The organism is Streptomyces endophytica (genome assembly GCF_026153355.1).
Lineage (GTDB): Bacteria > Actinomycetota > Actinomycetes > Streptomycetales > Streptomycetaceae > Streptomyces > Streptomyces endophytica.
The window spans coordinates 4,310,386-4,335,196 of sequence record NZ_CP110636.1 but is presented as its reverse complement, the minus strand read 5'-3'; the positions used below and the strand labels follow the sequence as shown (position 1 = coordinate 4,335,196).

Below are 24,811 nucleotides of genomic sequence, written 5' to 3'. Positions count from 1 at the left end.
ACGTGATCGCCCAACGGGTGACTTTCCGCAGTTCTCCTGTGTGCGGTGAATGGTTCGATTCTGTTCCCGTCGTCGCGTGACCCCTGCCGCAGGTCGCCCGTTGTCCTTGTACGAGCCGGGAGACCGCCCGGCAGACGCACAGAGATCGAGGAGCCACCCGTGCCGCGCATGCTCGACGTCAGCGACGACGTTCGCGCCGAGATCGGCGACGAAGAAGCCGACCGCCTGCTGGCCGGTGGCGACGCCCCCGGCAGCTACGACTGCACCTCCTGCCGGACCCCCGGGGACAGCGAGCAGGAGCGCACCAGCACCGTCCTGTTCGTGGGCGAGGAGACCGCGGTGCTCGCGTTCGCCCACGCCACCTGCATCCCCTCGCAGGTCGTCCCGGTGTCGGAGGAGCAGCTCCAGGGAGCCGTGCGCTCCATCACCGGGGCGGACGCCGCCTCCGGTTCCGGAGGGGAGGCCGCGGCGTCCGCTCCGATCCCCGCGAGTGAACGCCAGGCCACCCTCGGGATCACCTGCGGTCTGGTGCTCGTCGAGGACGATCTGCGCCCGGCCCTGGTCGTCGAACCGGACGGCCCGATCGCCCGTCCCGGCTCGGTCAGCCTGAACGACGACTTCCTGCCGCTGCTCCTGGAGCAGGGCTTCCAGCCGGTCTCGGACATGAACAGGCTCCCCGCCGTGATCCCGGGCTGGTCGGCCCTGCTGGCGATGGGCAAGCTGCACGCCGTGCTGCAGCCGGGCAGCGGCGGCAGCCAGGCCGCCTGGTGGCAGGCCCACCAGCCGCTGGCCGTGTCGGACGGCTGGCGCACCGCGGCCAACAAGGCCCAGACCGTGCTGATGTACGCCGCGCCCGCCGGCACCATCGGCCACCAGCCGCGCGAGGACCTCATGCGGCAGGCGCTGGAGCAGGCCGCCGCGCAGGGCAAACTGGTCGCCGCGGCCATGCCGCTGGCCGGCACCTGACCTACCCGGCACCCGATCGCGGGGGCAGGACCGTCGATTCGGCCGGTCCTGCCGCCGCGATCAGCCATTTCCGCGCGCAGGCCGCATCCCGCGGCCATCGGGGTCGTTGGCACATACGTGCACGCATACGACCCCTCCTCCCGCGCCCCGTACACCCACCCGATCCCCGGCATGCGCCCGTCGCACGAACACGGGACGACGCACCCGACCGACCGTGGTTCCGCCACGCCGATCTACGACGCGTTGTACGCCGAGTACCGCCGCTCCTTCCGGGCCCTGCCCGGGGACCGCACGGACGAGCCGGAGACCTCGGAAGTGCTGCGCACCGGGAATTGGGGCCGTACGACGGCGTCCTCGGGCCACTGGGAGGTCGTCGGCCGCCAGCCGTACCACCCCCACAGCCACCTTCCGGCCCTCCCCCCGAGCCCCCGGGACGCCCACCCCCGCCACCCCTGAGGCCCGGGGCACCCGCAGCAGCCGCTACTTCTTCTTGCCGCGCTTCTCCCGCACCCGCACCGAAATGTGGATCGGCGTGCCCTCGAAACCGAACTCCTCGCGCAGGCGGCGCTCGATACTGCACCACTCCGGGGGATAACCCCCGAACCCCCAGCCGCCCCCACGCAGCCGGAGCCACACCTCCCCACGGGGCACCCGCAGCAGCCGCTACTTCTTCTTGCCGCGCTTCTCCCGCACCCGCACCGAAATGTGGATCGGCGTGCCCTCGAAACCGAACTCCTCGCGCAGGCGGCGCTCGATGAAGCGGCGGTAGCCGGCCTCGAGGAAGCCGGAGGCGAAGAGGACGAAGCGGGGCGGCTTGGTGCCGGCCTGGGTGCCGAAGAGGATGCGGGGCTGCTTGCCACCGCGGATCGGGTGCGGGTGGGAGGCGACGATCTCACCGAGGAAGGCGTTCAGCCGGCCGGTGGGGATGCGGGTCTCCCAGCCGGCGAGCGCGGTCTCGATGGCCGGGACGAGCTTCTCCATGTGGCGGCCGGTGCGCGCGGAGACGTTCACCCGCATCGCCCACGGGACCTGGACGAGGTCCCGCTCGATCTCCCGCTCCAGGTAGAAGCGGCGCTCCTCGTCGAGGTTGTCCCACTTGTTGTAGGCGATGACCAGGGCCCGGCCGGCCTCCACCGCCATCGTGATGATCCGCTGGTCCTGGACGCTGATGGACTCCCCCGCGTCGATCAGGACGACCGCGACCTCGGCCTTCTCCACGGCCGCCGCGGTGCGCAGCGAGGCGTAGTAGTCCGCGCCCTCCTGGAGGTGCACCCGGCGGCGGATACCGGCGGTGTCCACGAACTTCCAGGTCTTGCCGCCGAGTTGGATCAGCTCGTCGACCGGGTCGCGGGTGGTGCCGGCCAGTTCGTTGACGACCACCCGCTCCTCGCCGGCGACCTTGTTCAGCAGCGAGGACTTGCCGACGTTCGGACGGCCGATCAGCGCGACCCGGCGCGGCCCGCCGACGGCCTGGCCGAAGGTCTGCGCGGGCGCCTCGGGCAGCGCCTCCAGCGCCGCGTCGAGCATGTCGCCGGTGCCCCGGCCGTGCAGCGCGGAGACCGGGTGCGGCTCGCCGAGGCCCAGCGACCACAGCATGGCCGCGTCGGCCTCGCCGGACGGGCCGTCGACCTTGTTGGCGACCAGCACGACCGGCTTGCCGGCCCGGCGCAGCAGCTTGACGACGGCCTCGTCGGTGTCGGTCGCGCCCACCTTGGCGTCGACGACGAAGACCACCGCGTCGGCGGCCTCGATGGCGAACTCGGCCTGCATCGCCACGGACGCGTCGATGCCGAGAACGTCCTGCTCCCAGCCGCCGGTGTCGACGACCTTGAAGCGGCGGCCGTTCCAGTCCGCCTCGTAGGTGACCCGGTCGCGGGTGACACCCGGCTTGTCCTCGACGACCGCCTCGCGACGGCCGATGATGCGGTTCACCAGTGTCGACTTACCGACGTTGGGTCGGCCGATGACGGCGAGGACGGGCAGCGGGCCGTGGCCGGCCGCGGCGATGTCGCCCTCGACCTCCTCGAGGTCGAAGCCCTCCTGCGCGGCGAGCTCCATGAACTCCGCGTACTCGGCGTCGCCAAGCGCACCGTGCTCGTCGCCGGTGGGGATCTGGTCGTTCATGAAGTCCGTTCCTCGTTCATCATCGTGATCGGTGGGCCGCTCGTCCGCGGCCCACTACTCAAGTTTCGGTCAGCGCCCGGTCAGGCGCCTGGCCGCTGCCAGGTGGGCGGTCAGCCGCTCCTGGATCCGTACGGTCGCCTCGTCGAGCGCCTTACGGGTGCGCCGGCCACTGCCGTCGCCCGCCTCGAAGGCGTCGCCGAAGACGACGTCGACGCGGCTGCGCAGCGGCGGCACGGCCGGGGTGAGCCGGCTGCGGCGGTCCCCGCCGCCGAGGACCGCCACCGGCACGACGGGGGCGCCGGAGCGCACCGCGAAGTACGCCAGGCCCGCCCGCAGGGACGCGAAGTCGCCCGCGCCGCGGGTGCCCTCCGGGAAGATCCCCAGCACCCCGCCGTGCGCCAGCACCGCGAGCGCGTCGGTGATCGCCTTGCGGTCGGCGGCGCTGCGGTCCACCTTCAGCTGCCCGATGCCCCGCAGGAACGGGTCCAGCGGGCCGACGAAGGCTTCCTTCTTGATCAGGAAGTGCACCGGCCGCGGCGCGGTGCCCATCAGCATCGGGCCGTCGATGCCGTGCGAGTGGTTGACGGCGAGGATCACCGGGCCGGTGGACGGCACCCGCCAGGCACCCAGCACCCGCGGCCGCCACAGGCCGTACATCAGGCCGATGCCGATCCGCCGGCCGACCGCGGCACCGGAGGCGCTCGGGGCTCCGGACGCCTGCCCGGCCCCGGCCCCGGCGCCGGTGACGCTCGGTGCCCCCGTGTCGGTCACCGGGCGAGTCCCGCCTTTTCGGCGCTGGCACCCTCGATGAGGGTGACCACGCACTCGATGACCTGGTCGAGGGTGAGCTCGGTGGTGTCCACCTCGACCGCGTCGTCCGCCTTGGCCAGCGGCGAGGTCTTGCGGGAGGAGTCGGCGGTGTCCCGCTTGATCAGCGCCTCGCGGGTGGCCGCCAGGTCCGCGGCCTCCTTGCCCTTGAGCTCGCCGCTGCGGCGGGCCGCCCGCGCCTCGGGCGAGGCGGTGAGGAAGACCTTGAGGTCGGCGTCGGGCAGGACCGTGCTGCCGATGTCCCGGCCCTCGACGACGATGCCGTTCGGGGCCTCGGCGGCGATGGAGCGCTGCAGGTCGGTGATCAGGGACCGCACCTCGGGGACCGCGCTGACGGCGCTGACCGCGGCGGTGACCTCCTGGGTGCGGATCGGGCCCGCGGCGTCCAGGCCGTCGACCGTGATGGTCGGGGCGGACGGGTCCGTGCCGGAGACGATCACGGGCTTGGCGGCGGCGTCGGCCACCGCCGTGGCGTCATTCACATCGATGCCGTTGTTCAGCATCCACCACGTGATCGCGCGGTACTGGGCGCCGGTGTCGAGGTAGCCGAGGCCCAGCTTGGCGGCGACGGACTTGGACGTGCTGGACTTGCCCGTGCCTGCGGGGCCGTCGATGGCGACAATCACTGCAGCCGGGGCGGTCCGGGCGGCGGTTTCCACGGTGACGAACACCTTTCTGGTACACGGGGCGGGGTCCAAGGGCCATGAGGGCCTCGCCCAAGGTTACTGGCTCACCCGGACGGCGCCGTCCACCGCGTCCCGGCCGGGCGGGACCGGGACGTCACTGCCGGATGGACCAGCCCCGCTCCCGCAGCTCCGCGGTCAGCACCGGGACCGCCTTCGGCTCGACCATCAGCTGGATGAAACCGGCCTGCTGTCCGGTGGCGTGCTCGATGCGAACGTCCTCGATGTTGACCCCGACGCGGCCGGCGTCGGCGAAGATCCGGGCCAGCTCGCCGGGCTGGTCGCCGATGTACACGGCGACGATCTCGTACGCGGCAGGGGCGGCGCCGTGCTTGCCGGGGACCCGCTCGCGGCCGGCGTTGCCGCGCCGCAGGACGTCCTCGATGCCGGTGGCGCCGCCGCCGCGCTTCTCCTCGTCGGCGGACTCCAGGGCGCGCAGGGACCGGACGGTCTCGTCCAGGTCGGTGGCGATCTCGGCGAGCACGTCCGCGACCGGACCGGGGTTGGCGGAGAGGATGTCGATCCACATCGCCGGGTCGGAGGCCGCGATCCGGGTCACGTCCCGGATGCCCTGGCCGCAGAGCCGGACGGCGGTCTCGTCGGCGCCCTTGAGGCGGGCGGCGACCAGGCTGGAGAGCAGCTGGGGGGTGTGCGAGACCAGGGCGACGGCGCGGTCGTGGGCGTCCGCGTCCATCACGACCGGGACGGCCCGGCAGAGCGCGACCAGCTCCAGGGCGAGGTTGAGCACCTCGGTGTCGCCGCCGGGGGCCGGGGTGAGCACCCAGGGGCGGCCCTCGAAGAGGTCGGCGGTGGCGGCCAGCGGACCGGAGCGCTCCTTGCCGGCCATCGGGTGCGTGCCCAGGTAGGCGCTCAGATCGCAGCCCATCGCCTCCAGCTCACGGCGCGGGCCGCCCTTGACGCTGGCCACGTCGATGTACCCGCGGGCCACCCCGCGCCGGATGGCATCGGCGAGCGCCGCCGCGACATGGGCCGGCGGCACGGCCACCACGGCCAGATCGACCGGCCCCGTGGGCTGCTCGGCGGTGCCCGCGCCGAGCGCGGCGGCGGTCAGGGCCTGGGCCTGGTCGTGGTCCTCCAGATAGACCTGCACGCCGCGCGCGCCGAGGGCGAGCGCGGCCGAGGTGCCGATCAGGCCGGTTCCGATGACGAGTGCGGTCCTCACTGCGCGATGTCCTTTCGCAGCGCCCCGGCGGCGCCCAGGTAGACATGGGCGATCCCGGTCTTCGACAGCTCGGTCTCCACATGGGCGAGCACCCGCACCACGCGCTCCATGGCGCCGTCGACGTCCAGTTCCTGGGCGCAGATCAGCGGGACGTCCGTGATGCCGAGGGCGCGGGCGGCGGCGGCCGGGAAGTCGCTGTGCAGATCCGGGGTGGCCGTGAACCACACGCTGATCAGGTCGTCGGCGAGCAGTCCGTTGCGCTCCAGGATGGCGGTGAGCAGCTCACCGACCTGCTCCTGCATGTGCTCCGCGTCGTCCCGCTCCAGCTGGACGGCCCCCCGGACCGCTCGTACCGCCACGTCACTGCTCCCCTGCGTCCTCGAGCCGCGCCACACATCCGTGCGCTTCACTGCTCAGCGTAACCAGCCGCACCGACATTCCGTACGCGACGGCCGCCCGCCCGGCCGGCTCCGCCCCGGCCCCGGCCGGAACGCACCGGACCGGTCCCGGCCGTCCGCCGCAAACCTGATGACATTACCCCTCCCACCAGCGACAATCGCCGCCATGTCCGCAGCCGCCGCAGACCACGCTCTGGTCACCGAGCACACCGTCTACGCCTGTGTGATGGGCTCGCGGGCCTTCGGGCTGGCGACGGAGAGCAGTGACACCGACCGGCGCGGGGTGTACCTCGCGCCCACCCGCCTCTTCTGGGGCTTCGAGAAGCCGCCGACCCATGTGGAGGGGCCGCGCGAGGAGGAGTTCTCCTGGGAGCTGGAACGCTTCTGCCAGCTTGCGCTGCGGGCCAACCCCACCGCCCTGGAGTGTCTGCACTCCCCCTTCGTGGAGCGCATCGACGCCACCGGCCGCGAGCTGCTGTCGCTGCGCGCGGCGTTCCTCTCCCGCCAGGTCCACCGCACGTTCACGGGCTACGCCACCGGGCAGCTCAAACAGCTGCGGGCCGATCTCCGACGGCACGGGGCGCCCCGCTGGAAGCACGCCATGCATCTGCTGCGCCTGCTGGCGAGCGCCCGCGATCTGCTGCGTACGGGCGCGCTGACGCTGGACGTCGGCGACGACCGCGCCGAACTGCTGGCGGTCCGGCGGGGCGAGGTGACCTGGGAGGCGGTCGAACGGCGGATGGCCCGCCTGGCCGGGGAGGCCGATGCGGCGGTGTCCGGTTCCCCCTTGCCCCCCGAACCGGACCGGGCCCGGGTGGCTGATTTCTTGTTCCGGGCTCGGCGTTCCTCTGCGATTGGTTGAGCCTTCCCACGTACTTGGCTGTCCCGCCGCGGGTGTTGTTCGCCGTTGCGTGCTTTGCGGCGCCCCGCACGTGCCTGTCTGCGGCGCCGCGGGTGTTGTTCGCCGTTGCGTGCTTTGCGGCGCCCCGCACGTGCCTGTCTGCGGCGCCGCGGGTGTTGTTCGCCGTTGCGCCTGCGGCGGGCTAGGTGTTGTTGGGTGCGGTGACGGACCTCCGGGACCGGTTGTGTGGACTGCTGACGCTTTACGTCCACACAACCGGCCCCTCCGGCCCGTCCCCTCCCGTGAGGGGGAAAGTTGGGGCCGGTGGGGGTGCACGTGACGTCCACGTGCCCGCAGGCAACAGACCAGGCTCGCCCCCAACCAGCTAAGAACTCCCACCTACGGGAGGGGCTGGACCGGAGGACGAAGTCTGGAGGGCCGGCACCGCACCCAAAACACAAACGCCCGCCGCCAGGCGCAACGGCGAGACGACCCGCGGCGGGACGGCGAGGTACATGCGGGGCGCCGCAAAGCGCAACGGCGAACAAGCCCCGCGGCGGGACAGACGGGTACGTGCGGGGCACCGCAAAGCGCACAACGGCGAGGTACCGCCACGGCGCTGCAGCCGAGTACGTGGGCTAGAAATCCCACCCCTCGCCGAGGGTCAGGAGCTCGCTGCGGTATTCGATGCGGGTGGTCCACTCCGCGGGCCAGGCGTCGGCGCCCAGGTGGGCGCCGGCGAACGCGCCGGTGAGGCAGGCGATCGAGTCGGAGTCGCCGGAGGTGCAGGCGGCCCGGCGCAGGGCGGTGAGCGGTTCGGTGGGGAAGAGCAGGAAGCAGAGCAGGCCGGTGGCCAGCGCCTCCTCGGCGATCCAGCCGGCGCCGGTGGCCAGGCAGGGGTCGGTCTCCCGGTCCGGGGCGGCGAGCGCCGCGTCCAGTCGGTCCAGGACGCCGAGGCAGTCGTCCCAGCCACGGGAGATGAACGCGGCCGCGGAGGCGTCCTGGCCGCGCTGCCACAGGTCCCCGAGCCAGTCCTCCCGGTAGACGGTCCGCTGGTCGTGCGCGTACGTACGGAGCAGGGCGGGCAGGTCGGCGGGGGCCGCGCCGTCGGCGAGGACGCGCACGGCGTACGCGGTGAGGTCGCTCGCGGCGAGTGCGGTCGGATGGCCGTGGGTCAGCGCGGACTGGAGCTGGGCGGCGCCGGAACGCTGCTGCGGGCTCAGCCCCGGAGCGAGCCCGATGGGCGCGACCCGCATGGCCGCGCCGCACCCCTTGGAACCGATCTGACTCGCCTCGGCCCAGTGGCGGTCCTCGTCGCTGAGCAGCTGACAGGCGCGCAGACAGGTGTTGCCGGGGGCACGGTTGTTGTCGGGCGAGCGCCACCAGGCGACGTACTCCGTACGCACCGGGCCGACGAGCCGCGCCGGCGTCAGCTCACCGGCGTCCATGGCCGCCCGTAGGCCGCGCGCCAGCGCCAGCGTCATCTGGGTGTCGTCGGTGACGAAGGCGGGGTCGGGCAGTGCCATCTGCCGCCAGGGGCCGCACTTGGCCTCGATCGCCGGTACGTCGTTGAACTCGGTCGGAAAGCCCAGCGCATCGCCGAGCGCGAGGCCGACCAGCGCGCCGGTCGCCGCACTCGTGCCCGTGCCCGTGCGCGACGTCGCGTCCGTGGAGTTCGTGTTCCCCATGAAAAACCACCCCTTAATCGTCACGGTGACGTTAAGGGGTGATGGGTCGGCACCGCAAGCGAGTTGGGGGCCCGGGCGTGCCTGGTGGGACCGCTTCCGCGTGTGGCGGGGTCGCTTCCGCGCGGGGCAGGGCCGCTTCCGCGCGGGGTGGGGCCGCTTCGGTGCCGGTGGGGTCGCTTCCGCGCGTATGGGGTCGCTTCGGTGCTCGCTGCCTCTTTTTCCCCGCCGCCCACCCCCCTTCGGGGGGTGGGCGGGTCAGGTGGTGAGGTTCCGGCGCACGTGCGGGACGGGCCCGGGAATCCGGGCGCCCGCCGGGAAGTCGCCCGGGCACTGGCCCCGGGACCTGCCTCAAGGGCCGGCCCGGGCAGGCCGTCGGGGGCCTAGAGCTCGACCTCGCGCATCAGCATGCCGACCTCCGTGTTGGTCATGCGGCGCAGCCAGCCCGACTTCTGGTCGCCCAGGGAGATCGGGCCGAAGGCCGTACGCACCAGCTTGTCGACCGGGAAGCCGGCCTCGGCCAGCATGCGGCGGACGATGTGCTTGCGGCCCTCGTGGAGGGTCACCTCGACGAGGTAGTTCTTGCCGGTCTGCTGGACGACCCGGAAGTGGTCGGCGCGGGCGTAGCCGTCCTCCAGCTGGATGCCGTCCTTGAGCTGCTTGCCGAGGTCACGCGGAAGCGGGCCCTGGATGGCGGCCAGGTAGGTCTTCTTGACGCCGTAGCGCGGGTGCGTCAGGCGGTGCGCCAGCTCACCGTGGTTGGTGAGCAGGATGATGCCCTCGGTCTCGGTGTCCAGCCGGCCGACGTGGAACAGCCGCGTCTCGCGGTTGGTGACGTAGTCGCCCAGGCACTGGCGGCCGTCCGGGTCCTCCATCGTGGAGACGACACCGGCCGGCTTGTTGAGCGCGAAGAAGAGGTACGACTGGGTCGCGACCGTCAGGCCGTCGACCTTGATCTCGTCCTTCTCCGGGTCGACCCGGACGCCCTGCTCCATGACGATCTTGCCGTTGACCTCGACCCGCGCCTGGTCGATCAGCTCCTCGCAGGCCCGTCGCGAGCCCATGCCGGCCCGGGCCAGCACCTTCTGGAGCCGCTCGCCCTCCTGATCGCCGAACGTCTTGGGGGTCTTGATCTGCGGCTTGTCGTGCCGGGCGCGGTTGCGCTCCTCGACCTGGGCGTCGTACTCCCGCGGCCGCGCGGGTGCCTGGCCGCGGCCGCGCTGGGGCCGCCCTTGCCGCCGGGGCGTCCCGCCTTGGAGGCCGCGCCGGTGCGCGGGCCGCCCTTGGCGCCGCCCCGGGCCGCCGCACCCCGGCTGCCGCCCGCCTTGGGGCCGCCGCGTTCGTCCTTGGCGCCGCCCGCGCTCCCGGATCCGCCCACGTCGTAGCGGCGCTCCTCGGGACGGGGGCGGCCGGCGCGCTGCTGCTTCTCGTCCTTCTTGTTGCCCGCGCCGCGGTAGTTGCCGCGTCCGCTGTCCCTGTTGTTCCTGCCGCTGCTTCGCATCAATGATCCGTCTGAGAGTCGCCGCTGTCGTCTACGTCGAACGACGGATACCTTCCGCGGAGTCGCCCTCGACCGCGTCCGCCTCCGGAAGGAACGGTGCGAGCTCAGGGAGCTCGTCCAGGCCGCGCAGGCCCATCCGCTCCAAAAAGTAGTTCGTCGTCCTGTACAGGATCGCACCTGTTTCAGGTTCCGTCCCCGCCTCCTCCACCAGGCCGCGCTGGAGGAGCGTGCGCATCACGCCGTCACAGTTCACACCGCGCACGGCCGAGACGCGGGAACGGCTGACCGGCTGACGGTACGCGACTACGGCCAGAGTCTCCAATGCGGCCTGGGTGAGCCGGGCCTGCTGGCCGTCCAGGACGAAGCTCTCCACGGCGTCGGCGTACTCGGCCCGGGAGTAGAACCGCCAGCCGCCGGCGACCAGCCGGAGGTCGAATCCGCGGCCCTCGCGGGCGTAGTCGTCGGACAGCTCGCGCAGCGCCAGCGCGACCGCGCGGCGGGGCCGCTGCAGGACCCTGGCCAGGTGTTCCTCGGTCGCCGGCTCGTCGACGACCATGAGGACGGCCTCCAGTGCCGGCTTGAGCTCCAGCTCGGCGACGCCCAGCGCCCCGGCCGGCGGTCCCGGACGCTCCGCCGGCCGCCCGTCGTCCGCCCCGGCCTCCGTGACGTCGTACGTCTCGACGTCATACGTCTCGACGTCATACGCCTCGACGTCGTACGCGCCGTCGTCGGCCGCGCCGCTCATGCCTGCTCCTCTTCCGCTCGCCCGGCCCGCCCCGGTTCCTCTTGTTCCTCTTGCCGGCCCGGTTCCTGCCGGCCCGGTTCCTGCCGGCCGGTGCTTGCCGGCCGGGTTCCTGGTCGAACTCGTCGGTGACGACCGGTACGGCCCCCTCTGCGCCCGTCCAGCGCACCGTGAGCGCCCCGAGCGCCTCCTCCTGGTCCAATGCCACCCCGCTCGCGGTAGAGCTCCAGAAGGGCCAGGAAGCGCGCGACGACCGTGAGGGTGTCCGGGGCGTCCGCGACCAGCTGCTGGAAGCTGGTCTCGCCGCCTCCCGCAGTCGCCCCAGCAGCACCTCGGCCTGCTCCCGCACGCTCACCAGGGGCGCGTGGATGTGGTCGACGTAGACCTGTGGCCTGGCCTTGGGCTGCATCGCCTTCACCGCGAGCTTGGCGAAGCCCTCGGCGCCGATGCTGATCACGACCTCGGGGAGCAGCTCCGCGTGCTGCGGTTCCAGCCCGACCGTGCGCGGGTAGCGCCGCGCCTCGACGGCCAGCCGGTCGCTGAAGATGTCGGCGATCCGTTTGTACGCGCGGTACTGCAGCAGCCGGGCGAAGAGCAGATCGCGGGCCTCCAGGAGCGCGAGGTCCGCCTCGTCCTCCACCTCGGCGGCGGGCAGCAGCCGGGCCGCCTTCAGATCGAGCAGGGTGGCCGCGACGACCAGGAACTCGGTGGTCTGGTCGAGGTCCCAGTCCGGCCCCATGGCCCGGATGTGCGCCATGAATTCATCGGTCACCTTGGACAGCGCGACCTCGGTGACGTCCAGCTTGTGCTTGGAGATCAGCTGGAGCAGGAGGTCGAAGGGCCCCTCGAAGTTGTCGAGCCGGAGCGTGAACTTCCCGTCACCGCCGGTCTCACTGCCGGGCCCGCCACCCGCCTCCCCACCGGCCTCGTGATCGGCCCGGTCCCCGCCCCGGGCTCGACGCCGAACTCGGCCTCGGCATCCAGGGAGGTCGGTCCGGGGGTCTCCTCAGCCGCCTCTTCGGGCGCCTCCGCGGTCTTCTCGGCCGCCTCCACGGGAGTCCCGCCGCCGGGGGACCCCACCGGCGCCGCGGGCGCCGGCTCCGCGCCCGGCCGCGCCCGAGTCGTCGGCGGGCGCGGGGGGCGGGGGTTTCGTCATGGTTCGGCATCGCGGTGGCAGGCTATCCCGCGGCGTGCGATGTGACGTTTCAGCACCGCGGCGGACGCGCCGCGCGGCGGAGCCGGTGGTCCTCAGCGGCCGCGCAGCCGCCGTACCAGGATGCTGGCGTCGCCGCGCGACTCCAGGTCGGCGAGGACCACGGCGACCGCCTCGCGGACGATCCGGCCGCGGTCCACGGCGAGGCCGTGCTCGCCGCGCAGCACCAGCCGCGCGTGTTCGAGGTCCATGAGCTCCTCGGCGGAGACATAGACGGTGATCTTCTCGTCGTGCCGTTCCCGGCCGCTGGGGCGGCGGTTGGCGCCCCGTGTGCCCGGCGCCGGCCGCCGGCCGGTGCGGTGGCGGCCGCGCCGGCCTCGGGAGCGCCCTGCCGGGAGGCGCGGGTGCGGTGGGACGCGGCGCCGTCCGCCTCGCGCCCGCTGTGCTCGGCCGCGGGGACGACCGGGGGCACCGGGGGCGGGGTGGCCGGGCCGCCGTCACTGGCCGTGGCCGGTGCGTCGGTACCGTCGTTCTCCGTGCGCCGCCGGCGTGCGGAGGCCGCCTCCGGGCCCTCCGCGGCCGGGTCGGGCTCGCCGGCCGGCGCGGGCACCCGAGGTGCCTCGCCGTTGGCCGCGGCCGCCGAACCGCCCGGCGTACGGCGGGGGGTGGAGGGCTGGAGCGCCACTCCCCCGGTGGTGCGGAACAGTTCGTCGGCTCCCGGCAGACTCACTCGGCGTGACACCGGGCGAGCACCTCCCTGGCGAGCTGGCGATAGGCGGCGGCACCGACGGAGTTGGAGGCGTACGTGGTGATCGGCTCGCCCGCGACGGTGGTCTCGGGGAAGCGGACCGTACGGCCGATGACGGTGTGGTAGACGTGGTCGTCGAAGGCCTCGACGACGCGCGCGAGGACCTCGCGGCTGTGCACGGTGCGGGAGTCGTACATCGTCGCCAGGATGCCGTCGAGCTCCAGCTCCGGGTTGAGCCGCTCCTGGACCTTCTCGATGGTCTCGGTGAGCAGCGCGACACCGCGCAGCGCGAAGAACTCGCACTCCAGCGGCACGATGACCTTGTGAGCCGCCGTCAGGGCGTTGACGGTGAGCAGGCCGAGCGAGGGCTGGCAGTCGATGACGATGTAGTCGTAGTCGGCCAGCAGCGGCTTCAGGGCGCGCTGCAGGGTCGACTCACGGGCGACCTCGCTGACCAACTGCACTTCTGCCGCTGACAAATCGATATTGCTGGGGAGCAGGTCCATGTTGGGGACCGCGGTCTTCAGCAGCACCTCGTCGGCCGACATGCCCCGCTCCATGAGCAGGTTGTAGACCGTCAGGTCGAGTTCCATCGGGTTGACGCCGAGGCCGACCGACAGGGCGCCCTGGGGGTCGAAGTCGACGAGCAGCACCCGTCGTCCGTATTCGGCGAGTGCGGCGCCCAGGTTGATGGTCGAGGTGGTCTTGCCGACCCCGCCCTTCTGGTTGCACATCGCGATGATCTTGGCCGGGCCGTGGTCCGACAGCGGTCCCGGGATGGGGAAGTAAGGGAGCGGGCGTCCGGTCGGGCCGACGCGTTCGCGGCGCTGGCGCGCGGCGTCCGGCGCGAGCGTCGCGGCGTATTCGGGGTCCGGCTCGTACTCCGCGTCCGGATCGTAGAAGTGCCCCTCGGGCAGGTCGTCGTAGTCGGCGAAACGGGCGGGTTCTCCACTGCCCCGGTCGCCGGCCATGGCGTTCACGTGATGGCCGTCCATGCTCTGGTGGGCTGTCGTGGAAATGCTCTGATGGGCTGCGAAGGTGTGGACCGCAACGGAGCCGACAGCCTCGAACCCCGAGGGACCCTGGCCCCGTGCAACCGCTCCTGGTTGACCACCTCCGGGAGTAAATGTCGACTCATTCACAAGTCGTCTTACCTCCTTGGACGTGACCAGGAAACTTTATCGATAGGTCAGCGTGGCACCATGCCGACGGTTGGCGACTCTATGGCGTGTCGGGCGTCCGCAGCAACACAATCCACCGGACCCGGCACGATGTGTCGGTAACCGGACCCCTCGATGTCAAGGGCGCAAGCGGGATCGGACCGATGTTTCGGGGGTGCGCGAATCGGTTAAAGGGTTACGTTCACGGCGAGTTGAGAGACGACGTTCCGGAACGGCGCGCACCGTGCGTCACACACGCCACCGGCCGGGCCCTGTCGACAAGGCCCGGCCGGATGCTCAGCGTTGACGCGCTTCGTTGACGTCTCAGCCGAGGAGGGTGCGCAGTTCGGTGCACTCGAGACCGTGGGCCTCGGCGACCGGGCCGTAAACGACCTTGCCGTCGTGGGTGTTCAGGCCCTTGGCCAGCGCCGGGTCACGGCGCAGCGCCTCGACCCAGCCGCGGTTCGCCAGCTCCACGATGTAGGGCAGCGTGGCGTTGGTGAGCGCGTGGGTGGAGGTGTTCGGCACCGCGCCGGGCATGTTGGCGACGCAGTAGAAGACCGAGTTGTGCACCTCGAAGGTCGGCTCGGCGTGCGTGGTCGGACGGGAGTCCTCGAAGCAGCCGCCCTGGTCGATCGCGATGTCGACAAGGACACTGCCCGGCTTCATCTTGGCGACCAGCTCGTTGGTGACGAGCTTGGGGGCCTTGGCGCCCGGGATCAGGACAGCACCGACGACCAGGTCGGCCTCGACGACGGCCTTCTCCAGCTCGTAGGCGTTGGAGACGATCGTCTGCACCTTGGTGCCGAAGATCTTGTCGGCCTCGCGGAGCTTGTTGATGTCCTTGTCGAGCAGGGTGACGTGGAAACCGAGGCCCACGGCGATCTGCACCGCGTTCCAGCCGGAGACGCCACCGCCGATGACGACGGCCTTGCCCGCGTGGACACCGGGGACACCACCGGGCAGCACACCGCGGCCGCCGGCCTGGCGCATCAGGTGGTAGGCGCCGACCTGCGGGGCGATCCGGCCCGCGACCTCGGACATCGGGGCGAGCAGCGGCAGCTGGCGGCCGGCCGTCTCGACGGTCTCGTAGGCGATGGCGGTGGTGCCGGACTCCAGGAGGGCGTCCGTGCACTCACGGGAAGCGGCCAGGTGCAGGTAGGTGAAGAGGGTCTGGTCCTTGCGGAGGCGGTGGTACTCCTCCGCGATCGGCTCCTTGACCTTCAGCAGCAGGTCAGCGGTGCCCCAGACCTCGTCGGCGGTGCCCAGGATGGTGGCGCCGGCGGAGACGTACTCCTCATTGGTGATGGACGAGCCGAGGCCGGCGTCCTTCTCAATGAAGACCTGGTGGCCGTGGCGGACGAGTTCGTTTACTCCGGCGGGCGTGATGGCCACGCGGAACTCGTTGTTCTTGACCTCGCGGGGGATGCCGACCTTCACGTCGATCACGGTCCTTGAAAGAGAGGGTGCAGGAGGAATTATCCCCTCATGCGATGCATGACGGAACTGACCGCGCCGTACGCGGCCCAGCCAGTCTATTGAAGGAGCTCTTCTTGTCTAGCCTTGCAAAGCATTAAATCTTGGGAGAGGCACTACCGATTTCGTAGGTCACTCCGGGTGATCTTCCAGGAGTCGCTCTCCCGCGGCGCGGTGGAGCCCTGCCGCGCTTGGGTCCCCGAGCCGTTCGAGGGTGTCCGCGATCCGCAGCTGGAGGGCCGCCTGGAGCCGTCCGTCGTCCGTTTTCCGGACCAGTTCCAGGGCCTCCAGACAGGTCCGCAGCGCCTCCTCGGGGCGTCCGGCGTACTCCTGGACCCGCGCCGCCTCCCCCGTCGCCCGGGCCTGGCCGGCCAGGTCACCCAGCCTGCGGTACGTCCGGGCGGCCGCCCGCCACTGCTTGAGCGCCTCGCCCCACCGGCCGACCGCCATCAGGGCCCCGCCGATCCGCCCGTGCACCCGTGCCGCGTCCGCCGCCTCGCCGCGCGCCAGCCGCAGCTCCAGTGCCCGCCCGTACCAGTCGGCGGCCCGCACGCCGTCGCCCAGCTCGGCGTACGTACCGCCCAGGGACTCCATCGCCCGGACGGTGGCCACCGGGTCCGCCGCCGACCGGGCGGCCTCCAGCGCACCCCGGTACCGGCCGAGCGCCTGGGCCGTCCGTCCCGCGCCGCTGTCCAGGTCCGCGAGGTTCAGCAGCGCGGCGGCCCGCTCGCGCGCCAGCCCGCGCCGCTCGGCGGCCCGCAGCACGAGCCCGTGCACGGTATAGAGGTCCGGCGCGGCCGCCTCGGGGCCCTGGTGCGCGAGCAGGGTGCGGGTCAGTGCGGCCATCAACCGCCGGTCCAGGGTGTCGAGTTGGCCGTCCGCGGCGGCCGCCCCGGCGGCGGCGAGCAGCGCCGGGCGGCGGCTGCGCAGCCAGTGCGCCGCGGTGGCCCGGGAGCTGAAGCGCAGCGACCGGGGCAGTCCGGCGGCCTTCTGCCGGGCGGTGGATCCGGCCGGTTCGGTCATCGCCCGGCACGACTGCAGCAGCCGTACGGTCCGCTCCAGCACGCGGGCGCGGGCCAGCTGGAGCTCGGCCGGCCGCTCGTGCTCCGCGAGCAGCTCGCGCAGCAGCGCATCGAGGCAGCCGGGGACGCGGTACTGCGGGTGCAGCGCGGCGTCCGCGGTCCCGGGGCCGGCGAGCGGGGCGCAGGGCTCCGCCGCGACCGGACGCAGCAGGCCGAGCGCGGCGAAGTCCGTGAGTGCGGCGGCGGCCGTCGGCATCGAGCAGCCGGCCAGCGCGGAGGCGGTGTGCGCGTCCACGAGGCCGGCCGGGGCGAGGGTGAGCAGCCGCAGTATCCGGGCGGCGGTCGCCGGGAGCGCCTCGTAGGAGAGCCGGAAGGCCCGGAAGAGGGGGCGGGCGCCGCTGGGCAGGTCCGGCGGCACCGGGACCGCCCGCAGCGCCTGGTACAGATCGGCCACCGAGAACTTGGGGCGGGCGGCGAGCCAGGCGCCGGCCAGGATCAGCGCGGCGGGCTGGCCGCCGCACTCCTCGGCGACGCTGTCGGCGGTCCGCGGGTCGACGGTGATCCGGGTCGGCCCGGCGTACCGCTCCAGGAGGTCCACGCAGGCCGCGCCGTCCAGGCCGCCCAGGGTGCACGGGCGAACGTCCGGGATGCCGGTCAGCGGCCCCTGGGAGACGACCACGACCAGGCAGTCCGGCGCGTCCGGGAGCAGCGGTTCGACGGCGTCGGCGCCCGGTGCGTCGTCGAGGAAGAGCAGTGCGCGGCGGCCGGCGAGCGCCCCACGCAGCCGCTCGGTCAGCTCGTCCGCGTCGGCGCCCGGCGGGGCGTCCGCACCGAGGGTGCTCAGCAGCTCACGTGCGGTGCGGCCAGTGTCGGCCGGCTCCCCGCCCGGTCCGGTCAGCGTGGCGCGCAGCACCCCGTCGGGGTGGCCGCCGGCCAGTTCGGCGAGCAGTTGCTCGGCGAGTGCGGTACGTCCCGAGCCGGGGCGGCCGGCGATCAGCAGGACCCGGCTGCGGGCGCCCTTGCGGCCGGAGAGGGTGTCCAGGCCGGCCCGGGCGATGTCGGCGTGCAGTGCCTTGAGCTCGCGGCGGCGGCCGGTGAAGCCGGCCGTCTCCGGCGCGAGCCGCCCTGTGCCCACCGCCTGGTCCGTCACCGGTCACGCTCCCGTCCACCTGCGCGTACGCACCCGCCGCAGGCGCGGACGGGAACCCTTACGAGCGTAGTTCACGGGGCGTCACGTCCCCTGCGGAGCAGGGCGGTTGGGTCACCCGACCGGATCGGGGCCGGTCGGGCGCGGGACCACGGCAGGGGTGCGGTCAGGCCTCGAACGGGCGGGCCGGCCAGGGCGCGTCCGCCGGGCGCAGCGCGTCCAGGCCCGCGCCGCGCTGCGCGGCGGTGAGCGCCAGCACGCCCACGACCAGGCAGTTGTTGTGCAGCTCACCGGCGAGCACGCCGCGCACCAGCTCGTCCTGCGGTACCCGTGCCAGCTCCATGTCGGCCTCCTCCTCGGCGACCTCGAAGCGCTCGCCCTCGGCTTCGGACAGGTTCCGGGCGAGGAAGATCCGCACGGCCTCGTCGCAGCCGCCGGGGGTGGTGTAGACGTCGGTCAGCACCCGCCAGTCCTCGGCCTTGACGTGCGCCTCCTCGTACAGCTCGCGCTGGGCGGCGTGCAGCGGGTTCTCCCCGGGGACGTCGAGCAGCCCGGCGGGGATCTCCCACAGCTTCATGCGCACGGGGTGGCGGTACTGCTTCAGCACCAGCACCCGGCCCTCGTCGTCGAGGGCGAGGACGGCCACCGAGCCGGGGTGGACCTGGTAGTCCCGGGTGACCCTGGCGCCGTCCGGCATCACGACCTCGTCGGTGCGGACGCTGGTCTTGTTCCCGGTGAACGGCGTGGTGGAGGCGGTGACCGTCCACTCCTCCGGGGTGTCCTTGATCGCCATGGCGCGTCCTCCTGTATGAGCCTTTACCAACGCGGAAACCGGGGCACGACCTCGGGAAGAGGCCGTACCCCGGCAACCGTAACCGGCAGGTGGGTGCTACTTCGCGGCGCCCGTCTTGCGCGCGACCGCGGCCTTCACCAGCCCGGCGAAGAGCGGGTGCGGGCGGGTCGGGCGGGAGCGGAGCTCCGGGTGCGCCTGGGTGGCGACGAGGTAGGGGTGGGTCTCGCGCGGGTACTCGACGTACTCGACGAGCTTGTTGTCCGGGGAGGTGCCGGAGAACTGCAGCCCGGCCTTCTTCTCCAGCTCACCGCGGTAGGCGTTGTTGACCTCGTAGCGGTGGCGGTGGCGCTCCTCGACGTACCCCTGGTCGCCGTAGACCTCGCGGACGATGGAGCCCTCGGCGAGCTTGGCGGGGTACATGCCCAGCCGCATCGTGCCGCCCATGTCGCCCTCACCTGCGACGATGTCCAGCTGCTCGGCCATCGTGGAGATGACCGGGTGGGCGGTCGCCGGGTCGAACTCGGTGGAGTTGGCGCCCTCGATGCCGGCCAGGTTGCGGGCCGCCTCGATGACCACGCACTGCAGGCCCAGGCACAGGCCGAGCAGCGGCAGCTTGTTCTCGCGGGCGTAGGTGATCGCGCCGACCTTGCCGTCCACACCGCGGTCGCCGAAGCCGCCCGGGATGCAGATCGCGTCGCAGTCGGAGAGCTGCTCGGCGGCGCCCGCGGGCGTCTTGCAGTCGTCCGAGGTGACCCACTTGATCTTGACCCGGGCCTTGTTGGCGAAGCCGCCGGCCCGCAGCGCCTCGGTGACCGAGAGGTAGGCGTCCGGCAGGTCGATGTACTTGCCGACCAGCGCGACCTTGACCTCGTGGTCGGGGTTGTGGACGCGCTCCAGCAGATCGGCCCACTGGGTCCAGTCCACGTCGCGGAACGGCAGGTCGAGCTTGCGCACGACGTAGGCGTCCAGGCCCTCGGCGTGCAGGACCTTGGGGATGTCGTAGATCGACGGGGCGTCGATCGCGGCGACGACCGCGGCCTCGTCGACGTCGCACATCAGCGAGATCTTCCGCTTGATGGCGGTGGGCACCTCGCGGTCGGCGCGCAGCACGATCGCGTCGGGCTGGATACCGATGTTGCGCAGCGCCGCGACCGAGTGCTGGGTCGGCTTGGTCTTGAGCTCGCCGGACGGGCCGATGTACGGCAGCAGCGAGATGTGCACGACGAAGACGTTGTCCCGGCCGACCTCGTGGCGGACCTGGCGGACCGTCTCCAGGAACGGCAGCGACTCGATGTCGCCGACGGTGCCGCCGACCTCGGTGATCACGACGTCGACGTCCTCGGTCGCCATCCGCCGGATGCGGTGCTTGATCTCGTTGGTGATGTGCGGGATGACCTGCACGGTGTCGCCGAGGTACTCACCGCGGCGCTCCTTGGCGATCACGGTGTTGTAGACCTGGCCGGTGGTCACGTTCGCCGAGCCGTCGAGGTCGACGTCGAGGAACCGCTCGTAGTGGCCGATGTCCAGGTCGGTCTCGGCGCCGTCGTTGGTGACGAACACCTCGCCGTGCTGGAACGGGTTCATCGTTCCGGGGTCGACGTTGAGGTACGGGTCGAGCTTCTGCATCGTGACCCGCAGGCCCCGCGCCTTGAGGAGAGCACCCAGGCTGGAGGCCGTGAGCCCCTTGCCGAGCGAGGAGGCGACGCCCCCGGTGACGAAGAGGTGCTTGGTCGTCGTGGATTTGGCTGGCATGGCCAAGAGGGAGCTCCCGTGGTCGCGAGGTGGAGAGGTGCGAAGCGGCGCCGTCCCGCGTCTGTGAGGGGTGCCGTCGCTGCGGTCGGGGTGCCGTGACATGTTGCCGGGGCCCACCGGTCCACGGGGTACCAGGCTATCAGCGCCCGGGCATGGTCGCGCCCGGCCACGCACCGGAACCTCGTGCGACCCCTCCCCGTCACGATGCGTGACGAACAGGGTTGACGCTGTCACGTGACGGAGGCCACCCGTTCGGAGCACTTCACTCGTCGCGAGCGTCGCGCGGATCACCCGCGTGCGTCGTATCCTGCTCGGACACTCGCAACGAGCCATCCGGTAAGGCACCACCCCAGCCCGATTTCCGGTCCCGCTGCTCGGCGACGTTTCATGGGCAGGACGGACAGATCACAACGTCCCATGGGGGGCGTGACTCCAGTTCGACGGGAGATGCACGTGGCCGGGCGCATCGAGGACTACGCACTTATCGGCGATATGCAGACCGCCGCTCTAGTGTGCAGGGACGGGACGGTCGATTGGCTGTGCCTGCCCCGCTTCGACTCGCCGGCGGTCTTCGCAGGGCTGCTGGGCACAGAGGAGAACGGCTACTGGCGGATGGGGCCGGTGACCGGTTCCGAGGACGGGCCGCAGCCCGCCGACCGCCGCCGCTACCGGGGCGATTCACTCGTGCTGGAATCCGAGTGGGACACCCCGCGCGGTACCGTCCGGGTGATCGACTTCATGCCGCCGCGGGACGGCGCACCGCAGGTGATCCGCATCGTGGAGGGCGTCAGCGGCCGTGTGCCGATGCGTTCGGAGCTGCGGATGCGCTTCGCGTACGGCTGGGTGGTGCCCTGGGTGCACAAGATCGACGAGCGGACCGTCGCGGTCGCCGGCCCGGACTCCGTATGGCTGGACACCGAGGTCGAGACGTACGGGAAGGACCTGACGACCTTCTCCGACTTCACCGTCTCGCCGGGCGAGCGGATCGCGTTCACGATCAGCTGGCAGCCCTCGCACCACCAGCCGCCGGCCGTGGCGGACCCGGAGGGGTCGCTGGAGGCCACCGAGGAGTTCTGGCGCGAGTGGGTCGAGCACTGCACGTACCACGGCCCCTACCGCGACGCCGTGGTGCGCTCGCTGATCACGCTGAAGGCGCTGACGTACGCGCCGACCGGCGGGATCGTCGCCGCGCCGACCACCTCGCTGCCCGAGTGCATCGGCGGCGTCCGCAACTGGGACTACCGCTTCACCTGGCTCCGGGACGCCGCGATCACCCTCTCCTCGCTGCTGCGTACCGGCTACCGCGAAGAGGCCCGGGCGTGGCGGGAGTGGCTGCTGCGGGCGGTGGCCGGCGACCCGGACAACCTGCAGATCATGTACGGCATCGCCGGTGAGCGCGAGCTCGGCGAGAACGAGCTCAACTGGCTTCCCGGGTACGAGAATTCGCGTCCGGTGCGGGTCGGCAACGGCGCCGCGGGCCAGCTCCAGCTCGACGTCTACGGCGAGGTCACCGAGGCCCTGCACCTGGCGCACATGACCGGCCTGGCCCGCAACGACTACGCCTCGCTGCTCCAGCTCAAGCTGATCCAGTGGGTGGAGAAGCACTGGGACGAGCCGGACGAGGGCATCTGGGAGGTCCGCGGTCCGCGCCGGCACTTCGTCCACTCCAAGGTGATGACCTGGGTCGCGGTGGACCGCACGGTCAAGCTGATCGAGTCCGGGACGTCGACGGCCCGTTGGAGCGCTGGAAGGACCTGCGCGAGACGATCCACCGGGACGTCTGCGAGAAGGGTTACGACAAGGAGCGCAACACCTTCACCCAGTCCTACGGCTCGCAGGAGCTGGACGCCTCGCTGCTGCTGATCCCGCAGGTCGGGTTCCTGCCGCCGGACGACAAGCGCGTCATCGGCACGATCGAGGCGATCCAGCGCGAGCTGACCACCGAGGACGGCTTCGTGCTGCGGTACCCGACGGCCGGCCAGGGCGAACTCGGCGTGGACGGCCTGGAGGGCGAGGAAGGTGCCTTCCTGGCCTGCTCGTTCTGGCTCGCGGACGACCTCGCGATGATCGGCCGGGTCGACGAGGCCCGCAAGCTCTTCGAGAAGCTGCTCTCGCTCCGCAACGACCTCGGGCTGCTGGCGGAGGAGTGGGACCCCAAGGCCAAGCGCCAGGTGGGCAACTTCCCGCAGGCGTTCAGCCACGTTCCGCTGATCGACACCGCGCTGCGGCTGACGGCGAGCGGGGCGTACGGCGGCTGAGTCCGCCGGTGGTGTACGCCGCGGCCGCCCCCGGGAGTGTTCCGGGGGCGGCCGCGGCGTGTGGGCCGGGAGACCGGGACGGCCGGGTGCGTCAGAAGGGGGTCAGGGTGAGCGTGATCTCCTTCGGGGCGCTGTCCTCGATGTACGAGGCGAAGCCGGCGACGTCGTCGAAGGCGAAGCCGTAGGCCCGGCCGTCCTGGGTGGCGGCGTGCATGGCCTTGGCGTAGTGGTTGGTCAGCCGCTGCCGGTAGAAGGCGGCGGGGTCGGTCGTGGGCTGGTGCGCCTGGGAGATCAGGGTGGAGCGGTTGAGGGCCGCGCCCAGGACGGCGGCCACCGGTCCGAGGGTGCCGTCGTTGGGGGCGGCCAGGGTGCCGTCGCAGAAGAGGACGTCGCGGGTGGACGGCTTGTCGAAGGACACGGTGCCGGGGCCTTGGAAGGTGAGTTTGCCGCCGCTGACCCGGCCGGTGAAGGTTCCGGCGTTGGTGGTGACGGTCAGGTCCTTGGCCGCGTAGGCGGACCAGGCCTCGTCGATGGCGGGGGCGAGGTAGTCCTTGGCGAACAGGCCGCTGTCGAGTCCGTGCCCGGGGGCGATCACCCGCTTGTCGCCGATGACCAGCCGGCCGAAGCCCTCGGCGGCCTTGACGTCGGCGAAGACGCGGGCGCGGGCGCCGTCCTTGAGGGTGCCGGTGGTCTGCTCCTTGGCGCCGGAGAGCTTGATGGCGAGCGGCACGCTGAACATGTCGACCATGGTGGTGTTGCAGTACAGCCCGCCGGAGTTGTGGGTGAACTCGGCGCAGTCGTGGAGGACGTCGTAGTTGGGGTCACCGGAGACCCAGCCCGCCGGGTAGGCGAGCGCGGGCTTGCCGTTGCCGTCCTTGACGGCCTTGAACTTGAGCTTGCTGCCCAGCGCGACGTAGATCCGGCCGGACATCTGCGGCAGGGGGACGGTCGTGGTCCCGCTCGCGGCGAGCGGGATGGCGTAATCGGTGTACCCGTCCGGCCCGTTGTCGCCGAGCGCCACCGGCCTCCGTCCCCCGTCCGGCCCGACCCACACCTGCTGCGCCCCGTCATTCCCCACGATGTACACCCACACCGAGGAATTCCCGTACGCCCCCGAATTGTTGAGGATGCGCAGGGGGACCGCCCCCGCCGCCGTTTTTGCCCCGAGGTCGTCCGTGCCTCCAGAGGGGACCCGAGGGCGCGGCCGGCCAGGGTGAGGCCGGAGGCGGTGGCGGCGCCGGCGGCGAGTCCGCCGAGCAGGGTACGTCGAGTGATCACGGGGTGGCTCCTTGCGGGGCGGCGGGGTGCCGGTCGGCGGCGGCGGGGGCGGGCTCACGGTCCGTACGGGTGGCCGCTGTTGCGGGCTGCTGGACGGAGACCGCGATGTGGTCGACGAGGAGCGAGCCGCCGGGGCGGGTGGCCTCGGTGGGTGTCGCCCGGCCCGCGACGCCGTCCGGGAACGCCCCGCCCATCGCGAGGTTGAGCAGCAGGAAGTGGCCGTGGTGGGTGGCCTTCGCCCAGGTGCCGGCGTCCATCTCGGCCGACGTCACGGTGTGGAACTTCTGCCCGTCGACATACCAGTTCAGCGACTCCGCGGCGCCGTTGGCGCGGTCCAGCTCCAGCGCGTACGTGTGGAAGCCGGCCTGGCAGGCGCTGCCGGGGCACTCGCGGGAGCTGCCCTTGCCCTGGGTCTCGTTGCACGGCCCGCCGGGGTTGACGCCGCAGTGCAGCGTGCCCCAGACCTTGTTGATGCCGTTGACGTTCTCCATGAGGTCGAACTCGCCGATGCCCGGCCAGTTCTGGTAGTTGCCGCGGTAGTCGGCACCCAGTGTCCAGAAGGCGGGCCAGTAGCCGAGCGCGGCGTCACCGGTGACGTCGGGCATCCGGATGCTCGCCTCGATGCGGAGCTTGCCGCCGGCCGGGGCGGCGAAGTCGGTGCGCCGGGTCTCGACGCGGGCCGAGGTCCAGGTGGCGCCGTCCTTCAGTGCGGTGATCTTGAGGTGGCCGGCGCCGTCGAGCTGGAGGTTCTCGGGGCGGTCGGTGTACGTCTCGCGTTCGCCGGTGCCCCAGTTGGCGGGGCCGCCGGGGTAGCCGGTACCGGTGTCGGTGATCCAGTCGTCGCTGGAGGGGCGTGATCCGGCAGCGCCGTCGAAGTCCGTACGCCACACTTCCTGGAAGGCGGTCGTCGCGGCGTTCGCGGTGCGGTCGCTGCTCGTCGTGCGTGCGGTGCTCGCCGTGCGTGCGGTGCTCGTCGTGCGGTCCGTGCTCGGCGGGTGGGCGGTGCCGGTCGCCGGAGCCGCTTCCCCGCGGAGGCGGTGGGGAGGGCGAGGGCGAGCGAGCAGGTGCTGACG

General features: G+C 72.2%; 17 protein-coding genes and 5 pseudogenes. 4 read left to right on the top strand and 18 right to left on the bottom strand.

Annotated features, from left to right (window positions below):
- The first annotated feature begins 159 nt into the window (after window positions 1-159).
- Window positions 160-966: a hypothetical protein gene (locus OJ254_RS19340; protein WP_265363322.1), complete on the top strand. Its 807-nt coding sequence runs from the start codon at window positions 160-162 to the stop codon at window positions 964-966.
- A 117-nt stretch (window positions 967-1,083) separates the two neighbouring features.
- Window positions 1,084-1,422: a hypothetical protein gene (locus OJ254_RS19335; protein ID WP_265363321.1), complete on the top strand. Its 339-nt coding sequence runs from the start codon at window positions 1,084-1,086 to the stop codon at window positions 1,420-1,422.
- Window positions 1,423-1,446: 24 nt separating this feature from the next.
- On the opposite strand, the gene OJ254_RS19330 is transcribed toward OJ254_RS19335, so the two are convergent.
- The 6 genes from OJ254_RS19330 to aroH all read right to left on the bottom strand — a co-directional run bounded on the left by OJ254_RS19330 (window position 1,447) and on the right by aroH (window position 6,143).
- Window positions 1,447-1,617 (bottom strand): hypothetical protein, encoded by a 171-nt coding sequence (locus OJ254_RS19330; protein WP_265363320.1) that lies wholly within the window; start codon window positions 1,615-1,617, stop codon window positions 1,447-1,449.
- A gap of 12 nt (window positions 1,618-1,629) precedes the next feature.
- On the bottom strand, window positions 1,630-3,090 hold the full coding sequence (gene der / locus OJ254_RS19325; RefSeq protein WP_265363319.1) for a ribosome biogenesis GTPase Der: 1,461 nt from the start codon (window positions 3,088-3,090) through the stop codon (window positions 1,630-1,632).
- A 69-nt stretch (window positions 3,091-3,159) separates the two neighbouring features.
- The gene (locus tag OJ254_RS19320; protein WP_265365231.1) at window positions 3,160-3,747 is read right to left on the bottom strand and encodes a lysophospholipid acyltransferase family protein; all 588 of its coding nucleotides are present in this window, start codon (window positions 3,745-3,747) and stop codon (window positions 3,160-3,162) included.
- Window positions 3,748-3,857: 110 nt separating this feature from the next.
- A complete protein-coding gene (cmk, locus tag OJ254_RS19315; protein WP_423835924.1) occupies window positions 3,858-4,577 on the bottom strand; it encodes a (d)CMP kinase in 720 nt (239 codons plus the stop codon).
- A 121-nt stretch (window positions 4,578-4,698) separates the two neighbouring features.
- Complete coding sequence (locus OJ254_RS19310; RefSeq protein WP_265363317.1) at window positions 4,699-5,784, bottom strand: prephenate dehydrogenase; 1,086 nt, start codon at window positions 5,782-5,784, stop codon at window positions 4,699-4,701.
- Window positions 5,781-6,143, bottom strand: coding sequence for a chorismate mutase (aroH, locus tag OJ254_RS19305; RefSeq protein ID WP_261952281.1), 363 nt, complete (start codon window positions 6,141-6,143; stop codon window positions 5,781-5,783). Before aroH ends, OJ254_RS19310 begins: the two co-directional genes overlap by 4 nt.
- A 205-nt stretch (window positions 6,144-6,348) precedes the next feature.
- Here aroH and OJ254_RS19300 point away from each other — a divergent pair, with 205 nt between their 5' ends.
- Window positions 6,349-7,044, top strand: coding sequence for a nucleotidyltransferase domain-containing protein (locus tag OJ254_RS19300; RefSeq protein WP_265363316.1), 696 nt, complete (start codon window positions 6,349-6,351; stop codon window positions 7,042-7,044).
- 617 nt (window positions 7,045-7,661) lie between these two features.
- Here OJ254_RS19300 and OJ254_RS19295 read toward each other — a convergent pair.
- The 10 genes and pseudogenes from OJ254_RS19295 to OJ254_RS19250 all read right to left on the bottom strand — a co-directional run bounded on the left by OJ254_RS19295 (window position 7,662) and on the right by OJ254_RS19250 (window position 20,202).
- A complete protein-coding gene (locus OJ254_RS19295; protein ID WP_265363315.1) occupies window positions 7,662-8,711 on the bottom strand; it encodes an ADP-ribosylglycohydrolase family protein in 1,050 nt (349 codons plus the stop codon).
- Window positions 8,712-9,091: 380 nt separating this feature from the next.
- A pseudogene (locus OJ254_RS19290) lies at window positions 9,092-10,209 on the bottom strand (pseudouridine synthase).
- Window positions 10,209-10,954: pseudogene (gene scpB / locus OJ254_RS19285) on the bottom strand (SMC-Scp complex subunit ScpB). The pseudogenes OJ254_RS19290 and scpB overlap by 1 nt, the downstream one beginning before the upstream one ends.
- A gap of 106 nt (window positions 10,955-11,060) precedes the next feature.
- Window positions 11,061-12,117 (bottom strand): annotated as a pseudogene (locus OJ254_RS19280) (segregation and condensation protein A); the annotation flags it as partial.
- 82 nt (window positions 12,118-12,199) lie between these two features.
- Window positions 12,200-12,834 (bottom strand): annotated as a pseudogene (locus tag OJ254_RS19275) (hypothetical protein).
- Window positions 12,831-13,847, bottom strand: a complete 1,017-nt coding sequence (locus OJ254_RS19270) for a ParA family protein (protein ID WP_030416497.1) — start codon at window positions 13,845-13,847, stop codon at window positions 12,831-12,833. The pseudogene OJ254_RS19275 and the gene OJ254_RS19270 overlap by 4 nt, the downstream one beginning before the upstream one ends.
- Window positions 13,848-14,336: 489 nt before the next feature.
- Window positions 14,337-15,452: an alanine dehydrogenase gene (ald, locus tag OJ254_RS19265; protein WP_265365230.1), complete on the bottom strand. Its 1,116-nt coding sequence runs from the start codon at window positions 15,450-15,452 to the stop codon at window positions 14,337-14,339.
- Window positions 15,453-15,620: 168 nt separating this feature from the next.
- On the bottom strand, window positions 15,621-17,660 hold the full coding sequence (locus tag OJ254_RS19260) for an AAA family ATPase (RefSeq protein WP_265363314.1): 2,040 nt from the start codon (window positions 17,658-17,660) through the stop codon (window positions 15,621-15,623).
- 163 nt (window positions 17,661-17,823) lie between these two features.
- Window positions 17,824-18,450 (bottom strand): NUDIX domain-containing protein, encoded by a 627-nt coding sequence (locus OJ254_RS19255; RefSeq protein ID WP_265363313.1) that lies wholly within the window; start codon window positions 18,448-18,450, stop codon window positions 17,824-17,826.
- 96 nt (window positions 18,451-18,546) lie between these two features.
- On the bottom strand, window positions 18,547-20,202 hold the full coding sequence (locus tag OJ254_RS19250) for a CTP synthase (RefSeq protein ID WP_265363312.1): 1,656 nt from the start codon (window positions 20,200-20,202) through the stop codon (window positions 18,547-18,549).
- Between the two features lie 447 nt (window positions 20,203-20,649).
- On the opposite strand from OJ254_RS19250, the pseudogene OJ254_RS19245 reads away from it, so the two are divergent.
- Window positions 20,650-22,460: pseudogene (locus tag OJ254_RS19245) on the top strand (glycoside hydrolase family 15 protein).
- Between the two features lie 91 nt (window positions 22,461-22,551).
- On the opposite strand, the gene OJ254_RS19240 reads toward OJ254_RS19245, so the two are convergent.
- Together OJ254_RS19240 and OJ254_RS19235 are read right to left on the bottom strand one after the other, a co-directional pair.
- Entirely contained in the window at window positions 22,552-23,547 is a 996-nt protein-coding gene (locus OJ254_RS19240) for a beta-1,3-glucanase family protein (RefSeq protein WP_423836027.1), read from the bottom strand.
- A 187-nt stretch (window positions 23,548-23,734) separates the two neighbouring features.
- Window positions 23,735-24,628, bottom strand: a complete 894-nt coding sequence (locus tag OJ254_RS19235; protein WP_423835923.1) for a glycoside hydrolase family 16 protein — start codon at window positions 24,626-24,628, stop codon at window positions 23,735-23,737.
- Window positions 24,629-24,811: the final 183 nt, after the last annotated feature.

Bases quoted from the DNA above. Each gene is read 5' to 3' on its own strand.
- der (WP_265363319.1), bottom strand. From the start codon at position 3,090: ATGAACGACCAGATCCCCACCGGCGACGAGCACGGTGCGCTTGGCGAC.
- OJ254_RS19320 (WP_265365231.1), bottom strand. From the start codon at position 3,747: ATGTACGGCCTGTGGCGGCCGCGGGTGCTGGGTGCCTGGCGGGTGCCG.
- OJ254_RS19300 (WP_265363316.1), top strand. From the start codon at position 6,349: ATGTCCGCAGCCGCCGCAGACCACGCTCTGGTCACCGAGCACACCGTC.
- OJ254_RS19295 (WP_265363315.1), bottom strand. From the start codon at position 8,711: ATGGGGAACACGAACTCCACGGACGCGACGTCGCGCACGGGCACGGGC.
- OJ254_RS19270 (WP_030416497.1), bottom strand. From the start codon at position 13,847: ATGGACGGCCATCACGTGAACGCCATGGCCGGCGACCGGGGCAGTGGA.
- OJ254_RS19255 (WP_265363313.1), bottom strand. From the start codon at position 18,450: ATGGCGATCAAGGACACCCCGGAGGAGTGGACGGTCACCGCCTCCACC.
- OJ254_RS19250 (WP_265363312.1), bottom strand. From the start codon at position 20,202: ATGCCAGCCAAATCCACGACGACCAAGCACCTCTTCGTCACCGGGGGC.